The organism is Pseudomonas sp. LRF_L74 (assembly GCF_965644255.1).
GTDB lineage: Bacteria > Pseudomonadota > Gammaproteobacteria > Pseudomonadales > Pseudomonadaceae > Aquipseudomonas.
The window spans coordinates 303569-321480 of sequence record NZ_CBFFRH010000006.1 but is presented as its reverse complement, the minus strand read 5'-3'; the positions used below and the strand labels follow the sequence as shown (position 1 = coordinate 321480).

At 62.3% G+C, this 17912-nt stretch carries 14 protein-coding genes; 9 read left to right on the top strand and 5 right to left on the bottom strand.

Going from position 1 to position 17912, the window contains the following annotated elements; all coding sequences use genetic code 11:
* Positions 1-65 precede the first annotated feature (65 nt).
* Genes wecB through ACSZPK_RS17205 form a run of 4 tightly spaced genes read right to left on the bottom strand, consistent with a single transcriptional unit; the run spans position 66 to position 5297 of the window.
* A complete protein-coding gene (gene wecB / locus ACSZPK_RS17220) occupies positions 66-1208 on the bottom strand; it encodes a non-hydrolyzing UDP-N-acetylglucosamine 2-epimerase (RefSeq protein WP_437882696.1) in 1143 nt (380 codons plus the stop codon).
* Positions 1199-2965, bottom strand: coding sequence for an ATP-binding cassette domain-containing protein (locus tag ACSZPK_RS17215; protein WP_437882695.1), 1767 nt, complete (start codon positions 2963-2965; stop codon positions 1199-1201). The genes wecB and ACSZPK_RS17215 overlap by 10 nt, the downstream gene beginning before the upstream one ends.
* A complete protein-coding gene (locus ACSZPK_RS17210) occupies positions 2962-4020 on the bottom strand; it encodes a glycosyltransferase family 4 protein (RefSeq protein ID WP_437882694.1) in 1059 nt (352 codons plus the stop codon). Before ACSZPK_RS17210 ends, ACSZPK_RS17215 begins: the two co-directional genes overlap by 4 nt.
* Positions 4017-5297, bottom strand: a complete 1281-nt coding sequence (locus tag ACSZPK_RS17205; protein WP_437882693.1) for a hypothetical protein — start codon at positions 5295-5297, stop codon at positions 4017-4019. Before ACSZPK_RS17205 ends, ACSZPK_RS17210 begins: the two co-directional genes overlap by 4 nt.
* Positions 5298-5397: 100 nt before the next feature.
* Between ACSZPK_RS17205 and ACSZPK_RS17200 the strand changes: the two genes are divergently transcribed.
* The 8 genes from ACSZPK_RS17200 (at position 5398) to ACSZPK_RS17165 (ending at position 15100) form a co-directional block, all read left to right on the top strand.
* Complete coding sequence (locus ACSZPK_RS17200; protein WP_437882692.1) at positions 5398-6522, top strand: nucleotidyltransferase family protein; 1125 nt, start codon at positions 5398-5400, stop codon at positions 6520-6522.
* A 280-nt stretch (positions 6523-6802) separates the two neighbouring features.
* Positions 6803-7903 (top strand): hypothetical protein, encoded by a 1101-nt coding sequence (locus ACSZPK_RS17195; protein WP_437882691.1) that lies wholly within the window; start codon positions 6803-6805, stop codon positions 7901-7903.
* A complete protein-coding gene (locus tag ACSZPK_RS17190; RefSeq protein ID WP_437882690.1) occupies positions 7903-8832 on the top strand; it encodes an NAD-dependent epimerase/dehydratase family protein in 930 nt (309 codons plus the stop codon). Before ACSZPK_RS17195 ends, ACSZPK_RS17190 begins: the two co-directional genes overlap by 1 nt.
* 56 nt (positions 8833-8888) lie before the next feature.
* Positions 8889-10199 (top strand): hypothetical protein, encoded by a 1311-nt coding sequence (locus tag ACSZPK_RS17185; RefSeq protein WP_437882689.1) that lies wholly within the window; start codon positions 8889-8891, stop codon positions 10197-10199.
* A 19-nt stretch (positions 10200-10218) separates the two neighbouring features.
* Complete coding sequence (asnB, locus tag ACSZPK_RS17180; RefSeq protein WP_437882688.1) at positions 10219-12063, top strand: asparagine synthase (glutamine-hydrolyzing); 1845 nt, start codon at positions 10219-10221, stop codon at positions 12061-12063.
* Complete coding sequence (locus tag ACSZPK_RS17175; protein ID WP_437882687.1) at positions 12056-13057, top strand: class I SAM-dependent methyltransferase; 1002 nt, start codon at positions 12056-12058, stop codon at positions 13055-13057. The genes asnB and ACSZPK_RS17175 overlap by 8 nt, the downstream gene beginning before the upstream one ends.
* Complete coding sequence (locus tag ACSZPK_RS17170) at positions 13054-14331, top strand: hypothetical protein (RefSeq protein ID WP_437882686.1); 1278 nt, start codon at positions 13054-13056, stop codon at positions 14329-14331. The genes ACSZPK_RS17175 and ACSZPK_RS17170 overlap by 4 nt, the downstream gene beginning before the upstream one ends.
* Entirely contained in the window at positions 14321-15100 is a 780-nt protein-coding gene (locus ACSZPK_RS17165) for a WecB/TagA/CpsF family glycosyltransferase (RefSeq protein ID WP_437882685.1), read from the top strand. Before ACSZPK_RS17170 ends, ACSZPK_RS17165 begins: the two co-directional genes overlap by 11 nt.
* A 69-nt stretch (positions 15101-15169) precedes the next feature.
* On the opposite strand, the gene ACSZPK_RS17160 is transcribed toward ACSZPK_RS17165, so the two are convergent.
* Positions 15170-15826 (bottom strand): hypothetical protein, encoded by a 657-nt coding sequence (locus tag ACSZPK_RS17160; RefSeq protein ID WP_437882684.1) that lies wholly within the window; start codon positions 15824-15826, stop codon positions 15170-15172.
* A gap of 186 nt (positions 15827-16012) precedes the next feature.
* On the opposite strand from ACSZPK_RS17160, the gene ACSZPK_RS17155 reads away from it, so the two are divergent.
* Positions 16013-17815 carry a monovalent cation:proton antiporter-2 (CPA2) family protein gene (locus tag ACSZPK_RS17155; RefSeq protein ID WP_437882683.1) on the top strand — a complete coding sequence of 601 codons (1803 nt, stop codon included), beginning with the start codon at positions 16013-16015 and terminating at the stop codon, positions 17813-17815.
* Positions 17816-17912 lie beyond the last annotated feature (97 nt).

The window sequence follows — 17912 nt, the reverse complement described above, 5'->3', positions numbered from 1 at the left end:
TTCCACGAGAATGAACCGGCATCGCCGACGCGGGCCGAATAATCGATGGAAAAGAATGACCGGGATCATAGGGGCTGACTCAACTCGACCTGCCCTGAACGCCAGGAGCCGTTCCCGGGCATGGAGCCCTCAAACGCGCCATGCAACACATCGAGGATACGCCGGTAGGCCTGACCGTCGCCAAAGGGGTTGCTCCAGGTGACCGTTGCCCGGGTCAATGCCCGGGCGGCCTCGATCAGAGCGACCGCGTCAACCGAAGGAACCAGCGCCGCACCGCCGGTTTCGAGACTCTCCGGGCGTTCGGTATTGGCCCTCAAGATCAAGCAGCGACGACGCAGTATACAAGCCTCTTCCTGCATCCCTCCGCTGTCGGTCAACACCAGCGCAGCACCCTGCATCAAGGCGAGCATGTCCAGATAGCCCACAGGCTCAATGGTTCGGATGCGCCGCTTGCTTTTCAACGTGTCCATATGACGCTGGTCCAAGCGCGGATGAACGGGAAAAATAACGTCCTGATCGAGCGCTTCGGCCAGGCAATCCACGGCATGCATCAGTTGAGCGAAATAGCTTGGGTCATCCGTATTGGATGGCCGATGACACGTCAACAGCAGATACTTATCGGGCTTCAACGACAACGCAGTGTAAATCCCCGAGTGTTGTTGGGCATGACCGCCATAGTGCAGCACGGCATCACTGCCCGTATTGCCGACTACATGGACATTTGTCCCCTGTATCCCTTCCCTGGCCAGTAACTCCGCTTGCAGCGATGAAGGGCAGAACCAGAACTGGGAAAGATGATCAAGCAGAATACGGTTGTTCTCTTCGGGCATGCGCTTATCAAAGCTGCGTAGCCCGGCCTCGACATGCGCCACCGCGATACCTGCCTTGCTGGCAGCCAGCCCTCCGGCCAACGCACTGTTGGTATCGCCCTGCACGATGACGCAGTCAGGCTTCACCCGCTCCAGAACCGGCTGTATGCCCAGCAGCATCCGGCCAAGCTGTATGCCTGCCGACGCTGAGCCAGCCCCCAGGTTGAACTCGGCGGCCGGCAGCTCGAACTCTTCGAAAAAACGGCTATCCATCGCCGCATCGTAGTGCTGGTTGGTATGAATCAGCGTGTACGGCACGCCCTCTCGCACACATGCCGCTAACAATGACGAAAGCTTGATGATTTCTGGGCGGGTGCCCAACACAAACGCTAAATGCATGTACCTCGGGTCTGACCCGCCTCCGTGTTTGCCGGAACATCCACGCCAGTGGCGTGCTCGCCCTGGTGATATGCCTGCAATTTCCCTTTGGTTAGTAACACCGACCGATCGACATAACGCAACGCACTCAAGCGATGAGTGATCAGCAGCACAGCCAATGCCGGCCGCGTGGCCCTCAAGGCTTCGAGGAATCGGCGCTCGGTCAATTCGTCCAGTGCTGCCGTGGCCTCATCCAGAACCAGCAGGTCATGGGCATGCAGCACTGCCCTCGCCAGACCCAGCCGTTGGCGTTCACCACTGGAAAGATGCGACTCGAACTGCGTCACAGGGGTATCAAGCCCATCGGGCAGACGATCCAGCCAAGTGGACATGCCCGCGATAGACAGCGCCTGAATCAATATCCCATCATCGACGGGCTCGTTCAGCAATGCGACGTTTTCACGAAGCGTGCCAGGCAGCAGCGAGGCCTGAGCGCCGGCATACCCGATAGCAGGGGCATGCCTCCAAACCAGTCCCCCTTCGGTTGGCGACCGTTGCCCGATCAACAGATCGACAAGCGTAGACTTGCCCGCTCCCGAAACGCCGACCAGCCCTAGCCACTCGCCTTGATCGATCTGCAGGTCGAGGTTGTGAAGCACGTGACTCTGGGTTCCTGAATAGGCGTAGGCAATCGCATTGCCGCTCAATAATTGCCCCGCAGGCAGCTCGGCAATATGCAAGGGACAGACCCATGTGCGCTCAGAAGCATCCAGCAGCGCATGAAGCTGCTCGACACTCGCCTGGACATAAGTCAACCGCCTCATGGACAAGAACATACGACGCAATGCCGGCAGCAAACGCAAACCAATAGCCGAACACAGCGCAACCGCCCCTATATCGAGTTGCTCGGCATGCTGACGCACGCCGAATAACGTCGCGCCCAGGATGAACAGCAGGGCCAGTTCGATTATCGGGGCCTGCACATCCTGCTGCATCCGCTCACGCGAGGTGACCTTCGCAAACTGCCAAGCCAACGGTCTGTAGCCAGCCAGAACAGCAGGGACCCGACCATAGAGCTGAATTTCCCGCTGACATGCACTGCTGTCCGTAACCCAGCGATGCATATGCTCCTGCAACCCGGCACGCACTTCCCCCTGACGGTGCTTGAGCACATGCTGGGCAGCGAGCCAGACGCCGCTCATCAGCAGCACGCCCATCAGGAACAAACCGCCCAGCAGGGGAAAATGCCAAGAAAGGTAGGCAAGCAACGCCGTCACCACCAGGCTCTCGGTCACCAGATCAAGGCTGGGAAACACCCCGCCGATCATGACCCGGGAAACCATGAGGTTGACGGTGATATTACGCCCCTGTGCGTGCTCCTGGGGCGCCCCGTCGAGCGCACGCGTCAACTCGGCCTCAAGCGCGGCAACCGAGACCTGCAAGGACCAACGGTCAATCAGTTGCCCTCGCACATAGCTCAGAAGGGGCGCCAGGATGGCTTTACACACGACCAAGGCGATAGCCAGCAAGGTCAGGATTACGCCTGCGGAGATGTCTTCTTCTGGCCAGATATCTGGCATGACCGAAGTCGCTGCGCTGCGCCCAAGCAGAACATACAGTGCCAGCGCAAACAGCATGGCCGACGCTGTATCCACACAGGCCCTGAGCAATGCCAGCATCAGCATCAAAAAGACGTTACGCCCCTTCACTCCGCAACGGGTGATCAATGAAAACACGCTCACGAGCGTAAAGTGCCGCATATCGTCAAGGCGCATCATGAATGGGATGTCAGTTCGGCATAAAGCGAGGTCAGCCTGGGGGCTTGTCCGCGCCAGGTAAATTGCGCATGCACGGCGTCGCGCACATGCTGCGGAACCTGCCGTTGGGCGGTATCAAAAGCACAGGCGGCAAGAGCAGGCACCTCCCCCACGGGATACATTGCATCCCAGCCAACCGCATGCAGGATCGCTCGGTTTCCTTCTATGTCCGAGCAGGCGATCGGGACACCTGCGAGCAAGGCTTCGAGCACGACAGTTGGCATGCCCTCGCGCGCGGAAGCCAGAACCATCGCATCGCAACCCGCCATCATGCGCGACGATGATTCGTCATCCTGCCAGCCATGGAAGCGTACGCGCCCTGCCACATCCAGTTGCGCAGCCAACGCCTCGAGGCGGGCACGATCCTCTCCCTGCCCGATGATATGCAGCACTGCCTCGGCCAATGGGCGCTGTGCCAGTGCCTGGACGACGTCGTCCAGGCGCTTGACCGGATCGAGGCGACCAATGGAGAGCAGAGCGGGCTTCCCTTCCAGGCGCTCTTCATCTGCGTGGCCGTCATGGCGCCGCGCATCGATGCAGTTGGGCACGATCAACAGCCTGGGCGGATGCAAACCGCGCGCGGCCAGATCGTCGATCCATCCTTCGTGCAGCAGGATTACCGCCCCGGCGCTTCGCACCAACGCGCGCTCGACCGTAAGGTCCCAAAGCCGCTTCAAGCGGCGGCGCCAGGGCGAGCCGGTGTCGTAATAGCAATGCGGGGTGTAGACGACCGGGACGCCTCGCAGCCAAGCCGACAAGGCCGCGAACGCGACGAAGGGCGTGCGTGCGCCATGCACATGCACCACATCACAGTCAGCCAGGCTGCGCCACAAGGCTGAGTAACGCCCCTGTACAACCGCGCAAGGAGCCGAAGTCGCATCGACGGTCGGCGCCAACACCCGAAACCTGAAGGCTCGATCTTCGCCCAAGGCCTGAACCAGCCCCTGAATGTGCCGGGCCACCCCGCTCGACAGGGGGTGGAACTCCTTGCTGACCTGCAGGACTCGAAGGCTCATGCCCGCTCCCGTGTTCCGGACATCCCCAGACGCGCCAACAGCCCGGAAAGCCCCGTTTCAACCTGACTGAAATTATCGTGCAACCATTGTATTTGCGCCTTGGCGACCTGCTGACGAAAAGCCGCATCGCTGCACAGGCGCTCGTACAAGGCGTGTGCCTGCTCCGCAGTGCTTGCCTGCAACGGCAGCGCCAGCAAATGGCAAGCCCCCTGGTTGCCCTGCAAGGGCGCAGCCAGGCGCATGACCCAGTGGCCTGCCAGTGCGGCGTCGAACAGCGCCGTGGTGCAACAGCCCATCACCAGTCGAGGGGCTTCGCCGGCGCGCAACTCAGGGTGCGGCGCAGGGTGACTCGCCAGCCCCGCCCGGCCCCGGTACGGACTGCGCTCCCGAGGGTGCAACAGTATCCGCGCGCGCGGCGCCAGCGCCAGCAGTTCATCGGCAAAATGACGTAGCCAGGCGCCAAGCCCTTCGCCGAATATCGGGGCATGCGTTTGCGAGAGCAGCGACAGTCCCGAAGGCGGCGTCTCAGGCATTGGGCACACAGCACCACGACCCAGCGCGTCCTCCACCAGCAAACGCTCCGGGCAGCCCGCCGCCGCGAACGCCTGGCGGCTGCGGGGGCCCCACACGACATACCAGTCGGCCCGCGTCGGAAAGAACTCGTCCGTCGGCAATCCGTGCTGAAGGCACACCGTGACCGCGCCCTGGCCAATGGCCGCCCGGCTCATCAGGTCGAAATCGTTGTGCAACACCACCAGGCCTTGCCGTCCCCCCAGCGTACGCGACAGGCTGTCGCGCCAAAGGACACGTCGTGCCAGGCAACTGGCGAGCAGCAGCGAGCGATGACGAAACCAGTGACTGAAGAACGTATGCAGGCTGTTCATCAAGCCCGCCGCCGACGGCCGCATTGGCCTGGCAAGCACGAGATCGGCAGGAAAAATACGCGAGGCAAGGCGCGGATGAGCCAGGACCGTTGCGCCCCCCTCTGGCAAGTGCGCCATGCTACGGGCCAACGTACCCCAACCACTCTCGCCGGCCAGGGTGGCAAGCAGGAGAACCGGGCGGTTCAGCGCCTCAGCCCTGGCGACAGGGCCACGCATCAATAGCCAGGCATCACGCAGCAACGCTACACAGGCTCGCGCCCCGATGGTCGCTGGAGATCGCCCGGCAGTCAGGAAAAAAAGCTCATGACGCACATCGACCGCGGCCTCGCCATAGCGACGGGATAACATCGCCACGTAGTGCGCAAACGATTCCTGCGACCAAGTCGGCGACATTTCGGCTATCCATTATTTAGAGGGCGCCACGCTACCTGTCCGGCTTGCGATTGCCAAGCAGGAAGAGCAGCGGCAGACTGTCGGCGTTTCGAATCGCGAGATGCGTCTTGTCACCATGCTCCCCCCTGCAGATAACGCACGCCTCTCTTCATTGTTGCAGCAAACACTGTGGACCCTCGGTTTTGGCAACCACCACCCCGAGCAGCCAGCCACTCGGTTGGCCAGCTTCGTACGCCACCATGGCGTGGCGGGCCTGATCGACGCCACGCGCCTGGCCAGCCTGCCAGACGCATGCCAAGAGGCACTCGCCCAGGAAAAACGGCATACGACCTTGCGTGCCCTGCAGCTCGCCGCCACCTTGAAGCGCCTGTTCAGTGCCCTGCACAGCGCCCAACTCACGCCCGTGGCACTCAAGGGACCGGCATTGGCAGTGCAAGCACACGGCTCACTGGGCACGCGCAGCAGTGTGGATCTCGACATCCTGATCAACGAAGCGCAATGGCCACAGGCACTGGCCGTACTGCACGAACAGGGCTATACGCCTTTGCCCGGTCAGTCACTGCCCCTGCCCGCCGGCACCCATGAACTGGTGCTGACACATCGCTCAGGCCTGCCTCGGGTCGAGCTGCACCGGCGACTGCTCCGGCACCGCGACCTGCTTGCAAACCTCCAGGGCAACAGTGTGCCGCTGGATATTCTCGCCACACCGATTCACTGCCTGCCCCCGACCTATGCCGTTCCCTACCTGGTCGCCCACGCCAACCAGCATTGCTTTCGCCGGCTGATCTGGCTGATCGACATTCACGCCCTGCTCCAGCACCCGGACTTCGATCCCCGAGAGGCGGCTGATATTTTCGTGCGCAGCGGCACTTGCGGGTCTCTCGATGCCTGCCTAAGCCTGCTGACGCTGCTGTTCGGCTCGTTCGTTGCCGAACAGCTGCAGGCAGTCCGGCGCCCCTGTCAGGCCAGCAAACGGATGGTTGATCTGGCCTTGCAAGGCATCGAGCAGTCGCTGTCGGACAAAGCGCTGGCACTGAACCAGGGCACTGCGAAGCGCGTGTTGATGGACCTGGCGCTACTGGACAATCTACCTGCCCGCCTGCACGCCATAGGCGACTGGCTCAGCCCCACCAACGCCGATCTCCAGTGGACCCGGCTACCCACTCGCCTGAACCTGCTGTATCCACTGCTACGCCTGTGTCGCCTGGTTTTCGGCACGCGCTGAATCACAGCGGCGCCAGCACCGATGTCCAGCACGCCCGGTTGCCGTTCTCAAGCACAGCGGTCGATTGCGCTGATTGCCTGGCCTATGGCACATTGCGCCCACTTCATTGCCTGAATACCTGGCCTTCCGCGCCAGATGGCATGAGGCTTTCCGCGTCTGACTTCGGGTTGATTGCATGCCTACTTCGACAGCGCCGAGCGCTTTTGGCCCAGGCGAGATTTCGCTTGGCGAATTGTGCCTGCGCATACTGCGCTTCTTTCAACGCTTCTATCGATTGCTCGTGATTCCAGCGTTGTTACTGGGAGGACTGGCAGCCCTGGGGATCGCTCAACGCCCCCTGTATTCCGTCAGTGCCTTGCTTGAGGTTCCGAATATTTCCCTGGAAGAATGGCGCCAGGCTCAATCCTATCTATGGGACCGGCGCTGGGTTGCCCATAGCTTCGCGGATGAAGACATCGATGCCGAGCGGCTATTGCGGGCCGCGAACAATCCGGTGTTCTGGGCAAACACCGTCCAGTATCGCTCATCGTTGAACCGCGACGACATTCGCGAAGTCCCTCTGGCGCAGATCGAGAAAGCACGAGGCCTGGGCCTGTCGCTCAACCTGCGTGCGCAAAACGAAGAGCAGGCCGAACATTATCTTGAGCTCCTGACCCGGCACATTGGCCAAGCGCTTCTGGCCAACAATCTGCTGGAGACCGTTCGTGAAGGACAGAAAACCCTGGCCGAACGCCCGCAGCTCAATATCCAGCGGTTGCAGACAACCTTCAACATCCAGCAGGCCGAGCAGCGCATCGCAGATATGCGCAGTGTGCTTGAGCGTTATCCAGAGGCACGTCAGATGGCGCCTAACACGGTGGTCTCCGTTCAGGACAACGGAGGCAAGTACCTGGCCCCTCTACCACAGATCATCGCCCTGGAAGCGACAGTCTCCGATGAACAGGCACACCTGCGGAAACTCCAGCGCGGACTCGCCAAGCTAGATGCCTACGCTCAACTCTTCTCCGGGCTGGACGAGGTGCACCATGCGGCCTCGGGTGACGAAATCCTCACCCGCCTGACGGCCAACAGAGACAAACTGATCAACAGCCAGACCGCGCTCACCACCGAACAGGACGAAGCCATTCAGGAGTTGAACGTCAAGCTGGATCAAGCCCAGGTCAGGCAGGCAGCAATCGGCCTGAAATCACGCTCGGCCCTCTCGCTGCAGCCTATACCGATGCGCAATCCAAAATGGGTGGGCCTACTGGTCTTCGCGGCTTCTCTGCTGGCGCTCTCGCTCTGGCTCGCGCTGTACGTCTGGCTGAGGGGAGAACGTCCCATCCTGACCAAGATTCCCGACAACATCCGACGCCACCTGGTGAACGAGGTGTCGCCGTGATGCGCCTGCTGGTCACAGGCGGCGCCGGTATGATCGGACGCCGTGTGGTTGCCCAGTGGCGCGCCTTGGGCGGTGACGTCGCGGTTCTGGATAACCTTTCCAGCGGTTTGCCCATGCCGGCGCAAGCCAGCCTGGCCGTCGAGGGCGACCTGTGCGACGAGGACACCCTGCACAGGCTGATGCGTACATTTCGTCCGCATGCGATCTTGCACCTCGCCGCGATCCATCACATTCCGACCTGCGAGAACCAGCGCGCCCAATGCCTGAACGTCAACGTGGTGGGAACCGAGCGCCTGCTTGCGGCGGCCACCGAATTCAATGTCGCGCGCGTTGCTCTCGCCTCCAGTGGCGCCGTGTATGCCTGGCAGGAAAACGCCCTGGACGAGCAGCACAGCCCGCTCTTGCCTTGCGACAACTATGCGCTGTCCAAATACTGCAACGAACAGCAACTGCGCTTCTGGAGCAGCCAGGGTCGCCAACGCATTGGCCGCGCCGCACGCATCTTCAACGCCGTCGGGCATGATGACCCGAACGCCCACTTGATCCCCGAAATCCTGAGCCAGTTGAAGCAGTCGTCGAGTGGCCGGGTCCGACTCGGCAACCTGACGCCACGCCGCGACTACCTGCATGCAGACGACATCGCGGCCGGACTCGTGGCGCTCGTCCAGGACTCACGCGAGACGCAGGCCTTCGACGCCCTGAATTTCTGCTCTGGTGTCGAGCACTCGGTGGCGCAACTGGTGCAGGCACTGGCCGATGTGCTCGAACGCACGGTCCAGATCGAGGTCGACCCTGCACGGGTCCGCAGCGTGGACCGGATCAGCCAGTTGGGTAATCCTGAGCGGACGCTGGCTGTACTGGGTTGGCAACCCCGCATGAGCTTCCGCCAAGCGCTGCACCGGGTTGTGTTCCCGGACGTGCTGGCGTGAACGCAGGGACTCGCCCGCATGCCGAAAAGGTAACGGCGAACCGCACGATGAAGCACATGCTCGTGCTGGCCGCCCTGGCATACGGCATCGGCCAAGGAAGCAACTTTCTTTTCCAACTGCAGTTGTTGCATATGCTGGGCGCTGCACAGTACGGCGCTGTAGGGCTGGCCCATCTATTGCTGATGACGCTGATCTTCGTGGCCGATCTGGGCTACGGCTCGTTGTTTCTACGCACCCCACTCGATCACCCACAATGGCTAAATGACTGGCGATGCGCATTGACACACCGCCTGATAGCCAGCTTGTTGCTGCTTGTGCTGGCCAGTCTCTTGATCACGTGCCAATGGCGGGATGCCGCTGCCTCAGCCTATTGGATCGGAGCCGCACCCGCGGCGCTGCTGGCCTTGATCAACTACTCAGGCCCTCTCATCGTGCAGGGTCGGCAAGCCCTGGCAATGATCTTGGGCCAGATTGCCTGGCCAATCGCGCTGCTCCTGAGCACCCTGCCCTACCAATGGTCGTCCTCCGCAGCCACTCGGGCGGGGCTCGCCGTTACCCTGGGCTTTGCCGTTCAGGCACTGGTGCACCTGGCCTACAGTCGCCGGGCAAGGTTGTGGCTCCCGCGACTTGGCCAAGGGCAATTGATTGCCGCCCTGAGGCTTTCGATGCTCGGCATCTGCGGCACGCTGCATGATCGCCTGACGCCTCTGTTGCTCGCGCCGCTAGCCCCCGGCTATTTCCCCTGGTACCTGATTCTGAGCCATGCCCTCAGCGGGCTCTCTGGCATTCAGGCCCAACTGTCGCGCCTGCTGCTGCCCGGTGCAGCGCACCCAACGGGTCGCCTCAGAGCCTTGCTGGCCAGTTCCTGGGGCCTTTGGGGAAGTGCAACTGCGCTGTCGTGCGTACTGCTGCTCCAGGCGCTACCGATAACCGCCGAGCAAAACCGCTGGCTGATGCTGTCCACTCTTGTGCTGCTGGCCTGGGGGCTTTCCATGGCCAGTGGTTTTCTGAGCCTGCCCCTGATCAGTGGCAGCCGGGAGCGCCCATTGCTCCGCCTGCTGCTAATCAGCATGAGCGTCAGCAGCCTGATTCAGTTAGCGGGGGCGTGGGCAGGCTCAGCCCATGGCCTGCTATGGGGTAAAGTTCTGGGGGCGCTAGGCATGATATTCGGCCTGCTCGGCCTGCTGCACATACGTTTCACGGCCTGGGGCTGGACGGCTATCCTGCTGTCGTTACTGGCAGCAGTTGCCAGCTACTCAACTGCAAGCCCATGGCTTGCCCTGCTGATGGCCGCACCAGTCTTGATAGGCCTGCTTGGCCAGCGTACCTGCTACCAGCCGCACGCCATTACCGAGGCCTCGTCATGATACGCAAAGGTTCTTCGCCATGTGCGGATTGATCGCGATACGGGCATTTGCTCACATGGACACGTTGCAGGCACGTGCTCGAGAGGCCCTGGCCAGCCTGGCTCGACGCGGTCCGGACGGTGAAGGATTGGCAACCGTCGAGCACGCTCCCGAGACCGTGCTGGGGCATCGACGCCTGGCTATCTATGATCCCCGGAGCGCAGCCGCACAGCCCATGCGCTGCCCCTATAGCGGCAACGTGCTGGTGTTCAATGGCGCCATCTACAACTTCAAGGCCCTGCGCGAAGAACTGCGTCGGGTTGGCTGCCAATTCGTTACCGACGGCGACACCGAAGTCCTGTTGCAAGGCTGGCGAATCTGGGGCGAAGCCCTGTTCGAGCGCTGTAATGGTATGTGGGCGCTGGTCATCTGGGATGCCCTTAGCGGCGACCTTGTTTACTGCCGTGATCGGCTGGGCGTAAAACCCCTCTACCTGTATCGCGACGGCCGGCATGTCATCCTCGCCAGCGAGATAAAGGCCATTGCCGCCTTTCAGGGCGCCTACCCGCCGCCGAATCCAGAGAAAGTCTTCGACTTCATGGTCACCGGCTTTTCAGAACAGGGTCAGGCCACCTTCTTCCAGGGTGTACAAGCCGTACCGCCGGGACAGGTATGCCGCTTGAGCCGCACAGGACGTTTCAGCACTCGCAGCTACCACCAGTGGCCACACCCTGGAGAGGTCCCGTCATTGAGCGAGGAGGCGCTGTGCGAATTGCTCAATGATTCCGTGCGTTTGCGCATGCAGGCCGATGTTCCGGTCGCCACCCTGTTATCCGGTGGCCTGGACAGCTCGATTATCACCCGACTGGCCCTGGAGGCCAGCTCCGCACAAGGCCCTCAATTGAGAGGCGCCTTCACCTATGCCTATAGCGAAGCGGAGCATGCCGCTTTCGATGAATCCGACAAGGCGGCCGCACTGCTGAGGGACAGCGGCCACGAGCACATGCACAAGGTTCTGCGTTTCTCGCCAACGCCCAGCGCAGAGGAACTCATGGCCCTGGTGGATGCCCAGGGCGAGCCGTTCCCAACCCCATCGATCCTCGCCAGCTATCGCACTTACCTCGCCGCTGCCGATCACGGGTTCAAAGTGGTACTCGGGGGTGAAGGCGCGGATGAACTCCTTGGAGGGTACACCGCCCGCTACCACTCCCTGGCAGTTCGCGACGCATTGTTGAGCGGCCGCTGGAAGCAGGCAGCCCAGTTGCTCAGCTACCGTACGTTCAGCCCCGCTCTGCTGCTTAACCGGTTGGTCTGGGAGTGCCCGCTGCCGATGGTCCGCACCCTGCTCCGTCATCAGCGCCCGAGCGTCGGGGCCATCAGCGGGGAACTCTGGAACGCACAACGTCATCGCCTGGAAGCCCTCGCCGATAACGCTCGCCTGGGGATCGAAGGACGCCTGCGCGACGACCAACTGAACACCCTGCTTCCAGGCGTGCTGCGCATGGCTGACCGCAACAGCATGAATGCGGGGGTCGAGCTGCGCAGCCCGTTCATGGATCACCGTCTGGTAGAGCGCGCCCTGGCCACACCCGCCGCTACGCGCATTGGAGCCCGCCGCTCCAAGGCGCTTCTGCGCTCGGCCTTTCAACGCAAGCTCCCCGCCGCCGTCGCCGATGCCCCTAAAAGCACGGGCTTCGGTCACGCCGAGCAGTTCTTGTTGAAGCGCCTGCCCTGGAAGACATTACTGGACGACCTGCCCGCAGAGCTTGAGGCGCTCATCGACCTCGCTCGCCTGCGCAACGAGCTGTCCGGCCCCAAGCAAGAGCACAGCACGCTCTGGCTAGCGCTTTCGGTCGCCCTCTGGTATCGGAGTATTTATGCCTGAGTACGTCTGGCGCGATGCCCTGGCAGCGGACAGTGGGCAATGCCGCCTGTGCGGTGCCACCGCCCACCAGCGGCACTTCTGGATGGAAGTCTACGCGAGGTCTGGCCAGCAATTGCGCCGCTGCGGTCACTGCGCAGGGGTGTACCTGGCTCCTGGCTTCACCGATGCCGGCCTGGTCGACTTCTACACCACGCGTTACAGGCAACTGTTTCCGAGCGAAGTCCCCTGGCGCAATCTCGCGCGTTTTTTTGCATGGCGTGGCGATCAGGCCGTTGCCCGATCGCGCCTGGCATTAATCGCCCCGCAGTTGCCCGACGGCGCGACCCTGTTCGAACTGGGCTCGGGCTTTGGCGCCTTTCTGGGGCAGGCATCATCAACGAGACCAGACCTGCGCCTGCTGGCCAGCGAACCTGACCGGAGCCACCGCCAGACCCTACTCGACGGCGCGCAGGTCCGGTTTCTGGAGGGACTCTCCGCACTCGAGCCGGAGAGCCTGGATGCGCTGGTCGCCTTCCATGTCCTCGAACATGTCGTCGATCCGCTCGGAACATTAGACTTGGCAGCCCGCGCCCTGCGACCCGGGGGGCAATTGTGGATCGAGGTCCCGGACTTGCTCGGTGACTGGCAAACCCGCCTGTTCGTCCACCCCGCACACCTGAGTTACTTCTGCATGGACAGCTTGCGGAGCCTGGCAATCGCTGCCGGTTTCGACGTTCTATCGTGCGGCCACCACCCTCTTGCGACCATGGGCGGCAACCTCTGGCTTCATGCGCGCCGCCCCACTGAACGGCAGCAAGTAGCGATACCTGCTGCGGCGCCGGAGCGTATTCAGCTGATCGACCGATGGATTGAACGAGTGGGCTGGGGGATCAAGGATCGCCTCAAGGCTGGCCTCAAACAGTGGGCCATTGCCGCATTGGGTCCTGGGTTGGTCGGTGAATGGCAACGCTGGCGGCAATACCAGGCTCGTCGCAACGCGGAGCGCAACAGGTGAGGCTCCCGCTTCTGCTCATCATCGTGCTCTGGGTCCACCTGGGCGACCTCGGCAGCGCCTGGCTCTACAACATCTGGCCGCACGCGGCAGACCTCAGGCTCTTGCGAGACAGCCTGGTGATCGCAACAGCAGCCTGCTGCCTGGCGACGCTTCGTCTTCCCGTGGGCATCATTTTGCCCATGCTGGGCTATGGCGCGCTCGCCCTGAGCTATCTGCTGATCGGCGTAGGAAACGCCCCCAGAGGCTTGCAGATCAGTTCCTTCGGCACGCTGATGATTCCGCCGCTGTTTGTGCTGGTGGGCTATTACTGCATCCGAAATCTGCGGGACCTGCACATGCTCGCGGCCTGGTTGGTCCTGCTGGCCATCGCCAGCACCGCTTTTGGCGCCTGGGAACAGCAGCACACCGACTTCTGGCTCACGACCATGCATTACCCCCAGTACATGCTTGAGGTCAAAGGCCTGAAGCTCGGGGCAAACCCGTTGGACGGCCTGCCATGGAATTTCTATGGTGGCGTCGACCTGCAGCGCCGCGCCGCCGGGCTGCTTGCCTCTCCATTGGCGCAAGGCATGTTCCTGGCCGTGAGCGCCGTGCTGGTGATCGCTTGGCTGGATGCGCGTGCCCGCCTGCTGGGACTGCTCCTGTCTGCATTTCTGTTCGCGGGCATCTGGATGTCAGGAACCCGCGGCGCCATGTTCGCCGGAGGCCTTGCCCTGCTCGGCTATCTGCTCGGCAATCGCTCACTGCTGCCGGGCCGAGGCTGGCGCTGGCTGATTCTGGGCACTACCCTGCTGGCTATCGTGGTCGCGTCCTGGAACATCCTGATCATGAGCATCAACCTTCTTGACGGCTCGAGCGTCGGGCACTGGGCAGCCTTGAAAAAGAACCTGGTCGACCTGCCTCGCGTACTGTTCACAGGCGCCGGGCTTGGCCAGCAGGGAGCGATGGCCGGGCAAGCGGCAGCCAGCACGATCGGGGGCGGCGAAGGCGCCATTTTCAGCATCGCATTCCAACTTGGCGTACCGGCGGCGCTACTCTTCCTGCTCTTCTACGGCAACATGAGCTGGATGTTCTGGCGCACCTATCGCCATCATGGCAGTGCGCTCGCCCTTGCCGCATTTTGGCTATCCGTAGGGCTCACAATCACGCTCGTCACATCCGAACACATGCTTGCAGTGTCGGGTACCGGGGCGTTCTGGCTGCTCTGCGGCGGTGTTCTTCGCAGCCTGTACAGGCTTCCTTCCCCGGCGCTGAAACATTCACATGAAAACTGAATCCATCCGAAGAGTCAGGTTCCTTGGTTGCCCGGCAGACCTGATCAGCCCGCAGGCCCTCCTCGACGACATCGAGCACGCCCTCATAAACGACACACGCATACGCCTGGAGGGGCTCAACGTCGCCAAGCTCGTTGACGCGCGACAAGACCCTGAGTTGATGTACGCCCTGGAACAGGTGGAACGCGTCCATATCGATGGCGCCGGCATCGCCCTCGGCATGAAGTGGCTCAAGTACACCGCTCCGGCCAGGCGAGCCGGAATCGATTTGCTGGGGGACTTGTGTGCCCTGTCTGCTCGCCTGAACGCCTCCATCTACCTGCTCGGCGCGAAGGAAAGCGTGGTGACGCGCACCGCCCAGTGTTTGGCGGCGCGCTATCCTGGACTGCGCATTGCCGGCATCCACGACGGCTACTTCAGTCCAGAGGAAGAACTCAGCGTGGTGGAGGGAATTCGCAACAGCGGCGCGAAACTTCTTTTCATTGGCATCAGCTCACCGAAAAAAGAAGTATTCCTGCGCAAGCATTGGGAACAGTTAGGGGTGAATCTGGGAATGGGGGTCGGCGGTTCGTTCGACGTCATTTCCGGCATGCTGCCCAGGGCACCGAAATGGATGCAACACATCGGCATGGAATGGTGCTTTCGCATGTTGATAGAGCCACGCAGGCTGGGGTGGCGCTACCTGCGAACCAACTTCATATATTCAACGCTATTGGCCAAGTCTAAATTCACCGGCACACAGCATATAGTTGAAGACAGCCATTATTAGACAACCTTGAATTAGGCACGACGCCTGAGCAAAAGGCGGCAGGATTTGCCGCCCCCTTTCTTCGCCTGCTCAATCCGCACTCGGCGCGCCATAACGCCAGCGGGTGAAGTGGTGCAAGGCCAGCAACCCGCAGATAATCGCCAACGGAATCATCAACACGCCCGAGATGATCGAGCCCCACCATGCGATGCTCGATTGCCAGGTCTTGCCTTTGCCTTCCGCCACGATGGCCAGCCGAGTCGCCACCTCCGCGAAACGGACATCAGGCGTCTGCACGCTCACCTGCAGGCGATAGTCACCTGGCTGCAAAGGAATGTGCGCCACGAATCGGGTGATCTCCTCGCTGCCATAGCTGGTGAGCTCCTGGGCTACGCTACCCTGCCCTTCGGCCAGCAATTCGCCGGCCGGGGTCGACAGCTTCCATGCCAGCGTCATTGGCACCGGCGGATACTCGACCCACTGCTCATTCTCCCAGACCTGTCCGCCGGACAGCTTGCGCACCGTGTAAAGCGGCAGCTCCGCAGTGGAAAACACCACGGCCAGCGTATCGAACTCGAGGGTCCGGACCTTGACCGGCAGGTCGATGGTGTTGCCCTGATCGAGCCTGACCGGAACGTCCAGCGGCAACGTGGTCGCCCAGACCGCGAACAGACGCAATGCGATGACCAGCGCCAGCAGGCTCAGGCCCATGCCCGACCAGAGGATCGTTTTGCTCTTGTGACTCAACGCCGACTCCCTACCCAACCATCTACATGAAAGACGTGCAAGGCTACTCGATATGCCGCCATGCATTCACCCTCCATCGAGCAATCCGCGTGGAAACAGGCAGAGAACAGTTTCCACGCGTCCCTGGCGACTCGTTTTAAAATAGGCATCCGGCACCGCCCGGCTTCATTTTCCAAGGAATTAGACATGCCACACGAAGGCGGCCTCCTCCAGGCCTCGGTGATCTTCCTGCTTGCCGCAGTGATTAGCGTGCCACTCGCCAAACGCCTGCAACTGGGCGCGGTGCTCGGTTACCTGCTGGCTGGCGTGATCATCGGCCCGCAGGTGCTCAAGCTGGTCGGCGACCCGGAAAACGTCGCCCACCTCTCCGAGCTGGGGGTCGTGCTCCTGCTGTTCATCATTGGCCTGGAGCTGTCGCCAAGGCGCCTGTGGCTGATGCGCAAGGCCGTGTTTGGCGTAGGCCTGGCCCAGGTCCTGCTGACAGCCATGGTCATCGGTGCGCTGGCCTTCACCCTGTTCGGCCAGTCGCTGGCGACCGCCACCGTGCTCGGCCTGGGGCTGGCCCTGTCGTCCACCGCCCTTGGCCTGCAAAGCCTCGCCGAGAACCATCAGTTGAACAGCCCGCACGGGCGGCTGGCCTTCGCCATCCTGTTGTTCCAGGACATCGCCGCCATCCCGCTGATCGCCCTCGTCCCGATGCTGGCCATCCATGCTGCCGAAGCAGGTGGCGAAGGCACCTGGGCATCGAGCGTGAAGGCCCTGGGCAGCATTGCCGTCGTCGTGGCCGGCGGCCGCTATCTGCTGCGTCCGCTGTTTCGCATCGTCGCCAGGACCGGGCTGCCGGAGGTTTCCACTGCCACGGCCCTGCTGGTGGTCATCGGTACCGCGTGGCTGATGGAAATGGCTGGCGTATCCATGGCGCTCGGCACGTTCCTGGCCGGTCTGCTGCTCGCCGACTCGGAATACCGGCACGAACTCGAATCGCAGATCGAACCGTTCAAAGGACTGCTGCTGGGCCTGTTCTTCATCAGCGTGGGCATGGGCGCCAACCTTGGCCTGCTGCTCGAAGTGCCTGGCTTGATCATCGGCCTGACCCTGCTGCTGGTGCTCATCAAGTTCCCGCTGCTGATGCTGATTGGCCGCGCCCTCGGCGGGCTGGAAACGATATCGGCATTACGCCTCGGTGCCGTGCTCGCCGCTGGCGGTGAGTTCGCCTTCGTCGTATTCAAGCTTGCCCTCGGCGAAGGACTGTTCGATAGCCGGACGTACGACATCCTGCTGGTGACGATCACCCTGTCCATGGCCGTCACGCCATTGTTGCTGCTCGCCATCGGCCATTGGCTGAAACGGCGCCCGCAACCCGTCCGGGCCGTGCCAGAAGAACTGAAGACGATAGAAAGCGACGGGCCACGAGTGGTCATCGCCGGCATGGGCAGGATGGGCCAGATCGTCGCACGCATCCTGCAGGCCCAGGACATTCCTTATGTCGGGCTGGACACCTCGGTCGAGACCATCGAAATGAGTCGTTCGCTCGAACAGGTCCCGGTGTTCTATGGCGACCCGACGCGCCCGGAAATCCTCAGCGCGGCCAAGGTCGGCCAGGCCAGATACTTCATCGTCGCCGTGGACGATGCCGGCCAGGCGACCCGTATCGCCGCCGTGGTCCAGCGGCTTTATCCACACGTCAGGGTCATTGCCCGCGCGCGCAATCGCCAGCACGTTCAGCAGCTATTGCATACCGGTGCCGAGCCCGTGCGCGAACTCCTCTATTCGAGCCTGGAAATCGCCCGTCGCACGCTCAAGGGCTTGGGCCTGAGCGCCACCAAGGTCGAGCACATGATCGAGCAGTTCATCATTCACGACGAGCAGTTGCTGAACGCCCAGCACGAGGCCCGCGGCGACCGCGCCAAGGTGCGGCAGACGGCGCAGGAGGCACGCCTGGAACTGTCGCGCCTGTTCGACGAGGACAAGGCGGACAAGCCGCACTGAGCGGAAACCGCACCACGGGTATCGTCGCTACGCGCCTCTACCTGGGCGGCCGCCCCATCCTGCGGATGCAGCGAATGCCCTTTTTGGCTTGGAGCTT